Genomic DNA, 10,651 nt, shown 5'->3' on the forward strand with positions numbered 1-10,651 from the left:
ACGCGGCGCGACAATCAGAAACGAAAGAGGAACTTGCCAGCGACAATCAAGATGCTATCGTCGAAGACGCCGCGACATAGAATCTCATCCAGATCGTCGCGCGCGTCTCACCCAGATTGTCGCGCTATAGTTTCGTCGCTTGTCGGCCAATGAAGCTGTAGAACTCCCAACCACGGTCTGTGCACTCGCCAGTTGCAGTTCAAGCCGGTCGCAGCACAAGCTGACAGGACGCGACGACGAGGCCCAGTTCATTGATTCGACTGCAACAACGCCCTTTGCTTGGTTTCCTGATTGACCCCTTCGGGATGTCTGCTCGTGCCATGGCGCTAGACGGGGATCACATCAGGATCACGCGACGCGGTCAGGTTGCGACCGTGTCACTGCAGGCGCTGACCCGTGCACCAGTTCTCCGGAAAGGGATGCTCGGAACTGCGCTGACCTTAAAGTCGCAGGAGCATAACAATGTCACGCTGAAGGGGGCGGGGCACGTCGCAGCCAGGGAGTTCGCGGAAGAGGTCAAGGAAGCCTGGACGCGCGTCAATCTCGCAGCCCTTGAGAAGGAAGCGGCGCGGCTGGACAGAGTTCTTGCCGGGGTGCTGAGACTAGCGGCACCGCCGCACTATCCCTCGGCGTGCAAGATCGCGCCGCTCTTGGATGACGCCAAGGCTCTGGATGCATCGCTTCTGTCAAAGCTGAATGCCGAGGCCATCGGTCCAGAGGTCGCGGCGCGCATCGCACCGGTCCGAAAATTCGCCGCCGACCCGCGATCAGCACGGGCGAATGCCATCGCCGCCTTCGTCACGGCCGAACTGGACCGTTGGAAGGAGTTCTTCGACACTATCGAAAGCAAGCCGCTGACCCCGGAACAGCGCCTTTCGGTTGTCGTCGACGAGGATGCGACTCTGGTCCTTGCCGGGGCGGGATCCGGAAAGACCAGCGTCATCACCGCCAAGGCAGCCTATCTGGTCAAGGCGGGCATCCGCCAGCCGGAGGAAATCCTGCTTCTGGCCTTCGCGAAGAATGCGGCCGAGGAAATGTCGGAACGGGTCGAAGCCCGATCCGGCGTGCCCATCGTCGCGCGGACCTTCCACGCGATTGCCTATGACATCATCGGGATCGTCGAAGGGTCAAAGCCCGCCTTGGCGGATCATGCCACCGACGACACCGCCTTCTCTAACCTTATCAAGCAGATCCTGAAGGACCTGGTCTACCGCCTTTCAGAGGTGTCGAAGGCGATCATCCAGTTCTTCGCGCATTTCCTGGTCGAGCCCAAGACGGAATGGGACTTCAAGACCAAGCATGACTTCTACACCCACATGGAAGCCCAAGACCTGCGGACGCTGCAGGGCGAGAAGGTCAAGAGCTACGAAGAGCTGCAGATCGCCAACTGGCTTTACGAAAACGGCGTCGAGTACGAGTACGAGCCCCTCTACGAACACAAGGTTTCCGAGATCGGCAGGCGCGATTACCAGCCCGATTTCCGATTGACCGAAAGCGGCATCTACATCGAACATTTCGGGGTGCGGCGCGAGAAGGCGCGGGACGGCAGCGAAAGACTGGTCACGGCGCCCTTCGTGGACCGCGACGAATACCTGGCGGGCATGGACTGGAAGCGGAGGGTCCACGCCGAGCATCAGACCACCCTGATCGAGACCTACAGCTATGAACGGCAGGAGGGCCGCCTACTGATCGGCCTCGCCGAGAAGCTGGCACCGCACGTCACCCTGAACCCCCGACCGGTCGACACCATCTATGACCGGATCGTCGAGCTGAAGCAGGTCGATGACTTTTCCAAGCTGCTCGGAACCTTCCTGCGCAAGTTCAAGAGCGGCGGCTACAGCCTGCAGGACTGCGAGACCAAGTCAGATCGGATGAAGCTGGGCAAACGCGCCCGGGCATTCCTCGACATCTTCGCCCCGGTCTTCGAGGAATATCAGAAGCGTCTGGAGGGCCGGATCGACTTCGAGGACATGATCCTCCGCGCCGCACGCTATGCAGAGGACGGCCGCTATGTCAGCCCGTTCCGCCATATCCTGGTCGACGAGTTCCAGGACATCTCTCAAAGCCGGGCGCGGTTGGTGAAGGCGCTGAAGGCCCAGCATCCGGATGTGCGCGTCTTTGCCGTGGGTGACGACTGGCAATCCATCTTCCGCTTCGCGGGGTCCGACATCCACTTGATGCGCCATTTCGGGCGGGAGTTCGGGGGGCGCTTCGATGGCGAGACTGGCGTGCACAGAACCGTCGATCTCGGCCGCACCTTCCGGTCGGTCGACCAGATCGCCTTTGCTGCCCGAACCTTCGTTCTGCGGAACCCCGCCCAGATCGACAAGAGGATCGTCCCGGCTGGAACCGCCACCGAACCGGCGATCAGGGTCGTCTCCGTGTCCAAAAGCGAGGACGAGGGGAAACTCAACGAGGTGCTTGCCGCCCTGTCTGCCGCCGCGGCGCTCGGGGCAAAGCCCGCGACGGTATTGCTCCTTGGCCGCTATCGTTTCAACGAACCGGACATGCCGGGTCTGCGGCGCCGCTTCCCGCGGCTGAAGATCGAATTCAAGACCATCCATGCGTCGAAGGGGCTGGAGGCCGACCACGTCGTCCTGCTGAACGCCGATAGCGGGCGCATGGGGTTCCCGTCAGAGATCGTCGACGACCCGCTCCTGTCGCTGGTTTCGCCGGAGGAGGAGGCGTTCCAGAACGCAGAGGAGCGGCGCGTCATGTATGTGGCGATGACGCGGGCCCGCCATACCCTGACGATCCTTGCCTCGAACGCCCGACCGTCGTCCTTTGTGACCGAGCTTCGGAAAGACCCTGCCTACGGGATTTCAATAGCCCCAGGGGCCGAACCCGAGGCTCATGTCTGCGGTGAATGCGGCGGACGATTGCTGGGCGTGACCGGGCAGGATGGTCGCATCTGGTATCGCTGCGAGCATGTCCAGCACTGCGGAAATCTGCTCCCGGCCTGCCCATCCTGCGGCACGGCCCTGCCACGCCTTGCCGAGGGAGCGGGCGAGGTTCGATGCGGGTGCGGTGCCAGCTATCCGACGTGTCCGGAATGCGAAGATGGCTGGCTGGTCGAACGCAGCGGCAGTTTCGGCAAGTTCCTCGGCTGCGTGCGCTATCCGACCTGTACCGGGAAAGCGAAAATCTCGAACGGCGATCAGACCACCATCCCCAAGCCACGGCGCCGGAAAAGGGTCTGACGCCGAGCGAGTAGCATCCAAGATTTCACTGGCACGCGCGCGCTTGATCACGCAACACGGCGTAGTCGCTTAGCATCCGGACGACGACGGCCCCTTCCGGCAACGCCTCGACCTCATCGGCGGCCCGCGCTTGATCTGCTGCGGTGTACTCGACCACAGGCGGGCAGGGCGCGCTGGTCTCAGAACCTGCCGTCGCGCAGGCGCTCAGCCAAAGCATCGCGATCAGCAGGGCGGCGGGCGGCGGCGTCGAGCATCTGGCGGTGGATGGCATCGTTTCTCTCTTGGGCATCAAGCCGTTCGGCGGCGCGCCCGGCGCGTTCGCCTGCGCGACGCAAGTTGAACAGGAACAGCAGGATCGCTGCGGCGGTGAGGACCAGACCCAGCGCTTTGCGCGCCGGGCCATGTGTGAGGAGCCAGCCGATCACCGCTGGCCCCGTTTCCAGTCGTCGAGCCGGGCGTGGATGGTGACGGCGATACCGATCAGCGCGATGGCGATCAGCACCCAGCGCAGGCTGTCGAGGTAGGGGACCAGCGGCTGGATCGTGGTCTGCGTTTCGGCAAGAAGGTCCTGCAACACTTCCACCCCGGCCGCGCCGACGGTGGCGAAACCCGCCGTCCCGCCACCGCGCAGGGTGCGGCTTTCCGACAGGACTTCGCGCGCGGGCGTCAGTTCCGGCGCGAAGGGCACGGGCCGCGCCGGGAAGGGATCGCCCCAGGACCGGGCAGGCCCGAGGTCGATGTGCATGAAGCCCGAGCGGGGGTAATGGCCGAAGCCGAGGAAGCCCACGGCCCGCGCCGCTGCCTCGAAGGTCACCGGATCGTGGTTCGACATGGCGATGTCGAAGGCGGTGCCCTGCATGTGCTTCGAGGCCGGGGCACCGCCGACGGCGCGGTTGTGTTCCGGGCTGCGATAGGCGGAGCGGATGATCAGCGGCTTGCCCAGCCGGTCGCGCAGGGCCTGCAGCTTGTCCATCGCTTCGGTGTTGATCTTGATCGCGCCGGTGCCGCGGCAGGCGATCTCGGCGGCCGAGAAGTTCGGCCAGCGCCACGTGTTCGCGGGCACATCGCGCCAGTGGGGGTAGGTCAGGGTGGGCATGGTCAGTTCTCCAAATGAAAAACCCGCCTCTTGGGCGGGGGATGTGGTCGTCGTGGTGTGGTCGCCAGGCGGTCAGTCTGATCGGCCGCGCTGGAAGGCGTCGAACAGCATGTCCCGCATCGAGCGGATGTCGGTCTCGATCCGGTCGAGGCGGTCGCCATCAGCCTTGCGGTCCTCGCTGCGTTGGCGGTCGATGCGGTCGCGGTCGGCGATCAGTTCCCTGTCGAGGCGATCCAGCAGAGCCTCGTTGGTGAAGGCCTTCCTCGTGATCGCCGCGATCAGGGCCATGGTGCCGCCAATGAGGGCGGTCAGCGCGGCGGTGATCCCGTGGTCCCGAAAGGCCCGCGCGACCTCCCCGGCGAGAGTGGTCTGGTTATCCATCATGGTCCTTTCCGGCCACGGGCGTGGCGCTTCAGTAATCCGTCTCGACGTAGACGCCGGAGCAGTCGTAGGCGACGGCCGCGGCGGTGCTGCCGTTGTTGAGGTAGTTGCGCGGGCTCAGAAGCTGGGTCGCCGCGGGCATGTCGGTGGTGATTGTGGCCTCCGCCACCGCGCCCGAGACTTCCTCGACCACGCGGATCCCGACCGCGCTGTCGTTCGGGGCCGCGGCGATGTAGAGCGTCAGGACATTCGTCGTGCTGGCCACGGGGAAGCCCGCGCCGAGGTCGATCAGCGTCGGCGCGCCCGCGCCGTCATTGTGGACGATCTGCCAGTTGGCATGGGTGCCGCGCTCGAACCCGATGCCCAGCGCGTTGACGACGGCCGAGAGCGTGAGGGTGGTCGATAGCGCCGCGACCGATCCGAGCAGACCGAAGAACCCCATGCCGGTTGCCTGCAGCGTGACCATCGACAGCCGGTTCACATAGGTGAAACCGCCAAGGCCATCGGCATTGCCGCGCCAGCAGACCCAGCCCGCGGAGCGTTCCTCGGCCGCCGCCCCGGCCGTGGCCGCCGAGGTCATCCGCCAGCGGCGCATGGAGGTGGAGAGGTTGGTCGTGGCCAGCGTCGGCGTCGCCGCCGTGCCGACGGCCGTGCGCGGCATGCCGTTGGTGTTGATCGTGGTGCTGGTCGATGGCGCCCATGTCGCGATCCGGTTGACCCCGAAATGCGGCTGGAGTGGGAAGTGGCGGCCCGAGGGGCGCTCGACATCGAGCCATCCCATCCCCGCGCGGTCGCGGGCATAGAGCGCGAGTTTGCCTGCGGGCGGCGGCGAGGGGACGGCATCATGGGCGGGCAGGACGACCGGTTCGGCCAGTTCGACGCGGCCGCTGCTGCGGTCGATCCTGAAGGCATCGAAGAAGGCGGAACCATCCGGGCTGACCTTGAAGCTGAAGTCGTCGTTGCCCAAGAGACCGATCAGGGCACGGGCGGAGAAGCCGGTCTTGAACGCAAAGGCCGCGTCATTGGCTGGAACGGCCTTGTTGACGGTCGCCTCGATACCTGCACCTGCATTGTTCAGCAGAACGGCCGGTGTGTTGACCGACATCCGGTTGTAGCTGTCGGCCGTGGCCCCGCCGAGGCCGAGCAGTTGCGCGGTCAGGTTTGCCTGCGGCATACCGACCTGCGTGACGGCATTGGCGAAGGTGACCGTGGGCGTGTTCACCACCGTGGTGCCGCCCGCGCCAGCCGTCGCAGAGCCGATGTTCACGACCGTGGTCGATCCGGAGGCGCCGCCGGTGCCTAGGTTCACGGTCTTGGTGACGCCGGTGGTCGTGGCGCCGGTGCCCATTCCGTAGTTCGCGGTCGTCGTGGCCGTGCCGATGCTGGCGGACGCTGCCGAGACGGTGACCGTGCCCGAGGCGGTCAGAGTCCCCGAAAACGTCTTGTTGCCGGAGAAGGTCTGCGTGCCCGCGAGGATCGCCAGCTCCGACGAGGTGTTCGGCAGCGTGAAGCTGCGCGTGGTCCCGGCGCTGATGCCCGCCAGCGAGAAGGTGGCCTTCTTCGTTGGGTCCGCATCGTTGACCAGGCTGAACACCGCGTCCGAGACGTCGCGCGGCTCGCCGACCACTTCCCAGGCGCTGCCTGTCCAGACGAGGAACAGGCCTTCCGCCGCGACCCAGACCATCCAGCCAGTGTGAGGGACGAGGCGGATCCACGCGCCGTCCACCCAGAAGGCGATGTTCAGGTCCCACCCTGCCCAGAGACCCGTTCCGCCTGAGGCTACAATGTGCCGGTTGCCGTCCGCGGGGCTGGCCGGGGGTGTGGTGCGCGTGCGGTCGAGGACCGAGAGCTGCACCATGGCATCGAGCAGGCGCAAAGCCTCGTTGTGGGTGACATGCTTCTGCGCCTGCGCCGCCAGGAGATAGGGCAGGCCCAGATGGGTCGTGGTGTCGGACATGGGGTTCCCGTCAGAACTGGAGGGTCACGGCGGCAGGCGTGCCGCGGCCGAGGCGGTTCGAAAGCTGGAAGATCCGGAGCGCCAGCGTCTGGCCGGGCCCGAGCGGTGCGCCCAAATCGGCGGTCTGCTGCGCGGCGGTGTAGAGGATGGAGGTCGTGGTGCTGGTCAGCGTGCGCTTGACGGCGGCCCCGTCGAGGATCTGCACATCGTAGCTTTCCACGTCCTCGGCCAGCGGCACCTCGACCTGCTCCCAGGCATCGGCGACGAGCGCCCGGGACCGCCGCGTCCAACGGATCGTCAGATCGCCCGGGTTGCGGGCCGTTCGCCACGGCTGCTCGACATGGACCGGGGCGAAGGGAACAAGGCCCCGCCCGGTCGGCGTGAAGCCCAGCGCAGCATAGCTGTCATCCGTGACGGAACGCGCGGCCGGGCCCACGCGCCAGTTCCATGGCAGACCAAGGTCGGCCTCGGGTATGGGCAGGGATGCCAACGTCGTATCCAGTACAACGACCCGCGCACCAGCCGGGGCCGGATTGCCCATCGCATGTTCCGTTCCGCGCTGGCCGCGCAGGAGCCGGGTCAGGCTGTACCTGCTCGGCGCGATCAATTCGGCCGCGCCCGCCTGGACGATCTCCCATTGGCCAGCGGCACTCTCGACCGCCAACGCATTCGCCCCACCAAACAGTACGACGTCCGTCACGCTTTCCAGCGTCCCGGACAGCAGATCGACAACCAGCGCATTGCCCAGATCGAAGCGCGAGGTCGGCCCCGGAAAGAAGTCAAAGGCCAGCATGCCGATCCGCGCCCGACTGCCGAAGGTGGTCAGCAACGCGAACCCGTCGGTGGATGCGCTGCGGAAGACGGCGATCTCGCCGGGCCAGGGGCTGGCATGCGCGGCGATCAGGGGGCGATGGGCGGACTGGTCCTCGGAAATCTGCGGCAGGTCCAGCATCACCACTTCCGGCGTCCCGAAGACGACGGGGCTGGCGAGCGAGGCCGGGCGCGGATCGCCGGGCGGCAGATCGTAGGCTGCCCGGTCCTGACGCACCGCCTCGATTACCCGCGCTTCAGCATCGGCGACGGACACCAGCCGGAACTCGACCTCCCGGCCGTCGTGCGCCAACCTGATCACGTCGGCGGGATCGAGGGCCAAACGCGAGGGCGGCAGGCGGAAGGTGGCGCTCTCCCTTCCGATCCAGGCTTCCATCAGCGCGCGGCGGCAGCGGCGTTCGGCCTCCTCGGGCGGGATCGCCATCGGGAAGGACTCGGATGCGATGCGCGTCGTGTCGACGGTGATGCGGCGAGCCTCGACCAGCGCCGCGTCGTAGTCCTCATCCGCCCGCGCGACCTGCCACTTCAGCGCCTGCGGCAGTTCGGTCTCCTGGCCGCGCGTCAGCTCGAAGGCATCGCCTTCCCGGCTGGCGACCAGATCGTCTATGGCCAGCGTGGCGACCGAGGCGCGGCCGCGCATGACGAAACGGATTACGCCTTCGGTCTCGATGGCATCGAAGCCGAAGTGGCGTGCCAGCGTGGAAATCGACGCGCGCGGACTTTCCAGCGCGCCGATCACATAGCCCTCGACCGCGCCCCAGAGGCCGGAAACGTCGATCAGGTTCTCCGCTAGCCCAGAGCGCAGGCAGAGGTGCCGCACGAGGGCCGCCAGTGACACCGCGCCCAGCCGCCCGGTCAGCCAGTGCCCGAGCCGCCAGTTCGGGCCGTCCGTCCAGATGCCGGTCAGTTCGGGGAAGAACGGATAGGGCCGCGTGTCCCAGGTCCAGGCGGCACATTCGGGGACATGTACCATCCGGCCGCCGTAGAAGGACGACGTCGGGTTGTTGGCGCCCTGACCCCACCAGAGATAGCTCGCCTCGAGATAGGCGCGCTGGATCGCGTCGTCCCGCCAGCCGCGCGAGAAGTAAGGCGTGAAGCTCTCGGACGACTTCGGGTCGAAGAAGACGTTCGGCTGGTTCGTGCCCCGGTCGATGGCGGGGCACCCCAGTTCCGTGAACCAGACCGGCTTCGATTGCGGCACCCATGCCGTGGGCGTGCCGCTCTCCACCCCGCCCGGACGGTTGAAATGAGGGTTCGACCACCAGGCGCGGAGGTCCTTGTAGCGGAACACCCAAGGCTTGCCTGCTGCGCCGTCGGTGATGGGCGTGCGTATCTGTGCCGACCGGTCGGCGGCGCTGGCATAGAACCAGTCGAAGCCTTCGCCGCCCGCGATGTTGGCCTGAAGGTAGCCGCGATCATGGATCGCGGGCCAGCCCTCGAGGGCATCGGCGTGGTCGAAGCCGTCGCGCCAGTCCGAGAGCGGCATGTAGTTGTCGATGCCGATGAAATCGATGTTGGCGTCGGACCAGAGCGGGTCGAGGTGGAAGAACACGTCGCCACTGCCGTCACCGGGCTGGTGGCCGAAGTATTCCGACCAGTCCGAGGCATAGCCCACCTTGGTGCCCGCCCCGAGGATCGCCTTCACGTCGGCCGCCAGCGCCTTGAAGGCGGTGACGGCCGGATAGGTGCTGGCGCTGGAGCGGATCGTCGTCAGGCCCCGCATCTCGGTGCCAATCAGGAAGGCATCGACACCTCCCGCCACAGTGCAGAGATGGGCGTAATGCAGGATCATCCGGCGCAGGCCCCAATCGCCGGAAGGGCCGGTCCAGCTGACGGTGTCGCCCGCAATGGCGAACTGCGCCGGGGCGGCAGCGCCGAAGAAGCTGGAGACCTGCGTCGCTGCAGCGGCGGTCTTGTCGGCCGTCCCGGCATAGCCCGCCGCCGGGGAGCAGGTGATCCGGCCGCGCCAGGGGAAGCTGGGCTGGCCGGGCGTGGCGGCATTCGCGCTGTAGGGGTTCGGCAGCGTGTTGTCGGGCGGCACGTCCATCAGCAAGAACGGATAGAAGGTGACGCGCAGCCCCCGCGCCTTCATCTCGCGGATCGCCTGCACCACCGCAAAATCCGCAGGCGTGCCGCCATAGACCGGCCGGTCTTCGGCATCGCGGCTGACGAGATGGGCGGCCGAGCGGGAAACCCCGTTGACCGTCCAGACCTTGGGGCTGGTGACCTTTGTCGCCACTTCGACGCCGGGCTTGATCGTGCAGTTGCCCGCACGCAGGTCGTTGCCAAACCAGGCGACGACGAGACTGACGCTCTCGACCGCCGGGGCCATGGCCTGAAGGCGATCCAGCGCCACGACGATGTCAGCCTCATCGGGCAGCGCGTTCAGGTTCTCGGCCGATGTGGTGCCGCCGGTCGTCTGGCCGAAGACCGTGGTCGTGGCGCCGACCGTCTTCCGGACAGCCTCCGTCGCATAGGTGAACTCGCCCGATGCCGGGATCATCGTCACCGCCTTCACGAGCCCCTCGGCCGTGTCGGGGTCGGCCAGCGGCCGGAAGACCTCGAACGAAAGCTGCGGCAGGCGGTTGCCGTATGTGGAAAGCGCCAGTTCCTCGAAGACCACATAGGCTGTGCCGCGATAGGCGGGAGTGTTGGCCGCCCCCATCTTGGCCTTGATGAAGGGATCGGCGCCCTGCGTCTCGTTGCCGGGATACCAGCGCCAGGTGATGCCGGTCATGTCGAGCGGCTTGCCATCGGCCCAGATGCGGCCGATGCCGGTGATCGGCCCCTCGCAGAGCGCCACGGCGAAGCTGGCGTAGTACAGATACTCGGTCGTCTGGACCCGGCCGCCGCCACCGCCCTTGCCGCCGCCTTGCGTCGTGGTCCTGGTCTCCTCGCGGAAATCGGTCGCCCAGATGATATTGCCGCCGATGCGCATGCGCCCGTAGAGGCGCGGGATGATCGCGCCCTCGGTAGCCGAAGTGATGCGTAGGCTGTCGAGGCGCTGACCCTCGATCTTCTGTGCGGGCGCAAGCGAGGACACGATCCAGCTGTCGACGACCGATCCGATGGTGGAGCCGATGAAGCCACCGATGGCAGCGCCAGAAAAGCCGAGGATCGCGCCGCCAAAGGCCCCGCCGATAGCGGAACCGATGGCGCCGAGGACAAGCGTGGCCATTGGAAAAC

Annotated in this window: 6 protein-coding genes; 1 reads left to right on the plus strand and 5 read right to left on the minus strand. The window is 66.5% G+C overall.

Features of this window, described 5'->3' with window-relative positions:
• Positions 1–320: 320 nt before the first annotated feature.
• A complete protein-coding gene (locus FNJ84_RS19500) occupies positions 321–3,200 on the plus strand; it encodes a UvrD-helicase domain-containing protein (RefSeq protein WP_221932012.1) in 2,880 nt (959 codons plus the stop codon).
• Positions 3,201–3,379: 179 nt separating this feature from the next.
• Here the strand turns inward: FNJ84_RS19500 and FNJ84_RS19510 are convergent, their stop codons facing one another.
• The 5 genes from FNJ84_RS19510 to FNJ84_RS19530 form a co-directional block, all read right to left on the minus strand.
• Positions 3,380–3,625 carry a hypothetical protein gene (locus FNJ84_RS19510; protein WP_370454613.1) on the minus strand — a complete coding sequence of 82 codons (246 nt, stop codon included), beginning with the start codon at positions 3,623–3,625 and terminating at the stop codon, positions 3,380–3,382.
• On the minus strand, positions 3,622–4,296 hold the full coding sequence (locus FNJ84_RS19515; protein ID WP_143794866.1) for a D-Ala-D-Ala carboxypeptidase family metallohydrolase: 675 nt from the start codon (positions 4,294–4,296) through the stop codon (positions 3,622–3,624). Before FNJ84_RS19515 ends, FNJ84_RS19510 begins: the two co-directional genes overlap by 4 nt.
• A gap of 72 nt (positions 4,297–4,368) precedes the next feature.
• Positions 4,369–4,677, minus strand: coding sequence for a hypothetical protein (locus FNJ84_RS19520; RefSeq protein ID WP_143794867.1), 309 nt, complete (start codon positions 4,675–4,677; stop codon positions 4,369–4,371).
• 31 nt (positions 4,678–4,708) lie between these two features.
• A complete protein-coding gene (locus FNJ84_RS19525; protein WP_143794868.1) occupies positions 4,709–6,634 on the minus strand; it encodes a DUF2793 domain-containing protein in 1,926 nt (641 codons plus the stop codon).
• Positions 6,635–6,644: 10 nt separating this feature from the next.
• Positions 6,645–10,643, minus strand: a complete 3,999-nt coding sequence (locus tag FNJ84_RS19530) for a glycoside hydrolase TIM-barrel-like domain-containing protein (protein WP_143794869.1) — start codon at positions 10,641–10,643, stop codon at positions 6,645–6,647.
• Positions 10,644–10,651 lie beyond the last annotated feature (8 nt).

The organism is Paracoccus sp. M683 (assembly GCF_007096355.1).
In the GTDB taxonomy this organism is placed as follows: Bacteria; Pseudomonadota; Alphaproteobacteria; order Rhodobacterales; family Rhodobacteraceae; genus Paracoccus.

Bases quoted from the DNA above. Each gene is read 5' to 3' on its own strand.
- FNJ84_RS19515 (WP_143794866.1), bottom strand. From the start codon at position 4,296: ATGCCCACCCTGACCTACCCCCACTGGCGCGATGTGCCCGCGAACACG.
- FNJ84_RS19520 (WP_143794867.1), bottom strand. From the start codon at position 4,677: ATGGATAACCAGACCACTCTCGCCGGGGAGGTCGCGCGGGCCTTTCGG.
- FNJ84_RS19525 (WP_143794868.1), bottom strand. From the start codon at position 6,634: ATGTCCGACACCACGACCCATCTGGGCCTGCCCTATCTCCTGGCGGCG.
- FNJ84_RS19500 (WP_221932012.1), top strand. From the start codon at position 321: ATGGCGCTAGACGGGGATCACATCAGGATCACGCGACGCGGTCAGGTT.
- FNJ84_RS19530 (WP_143794869.1), bottom strand. From the start codon at position 10,643: ATGGCCACGCTTGTCCTCGGCGCCATCGGTTCCGCTATCGGCGGGGCC.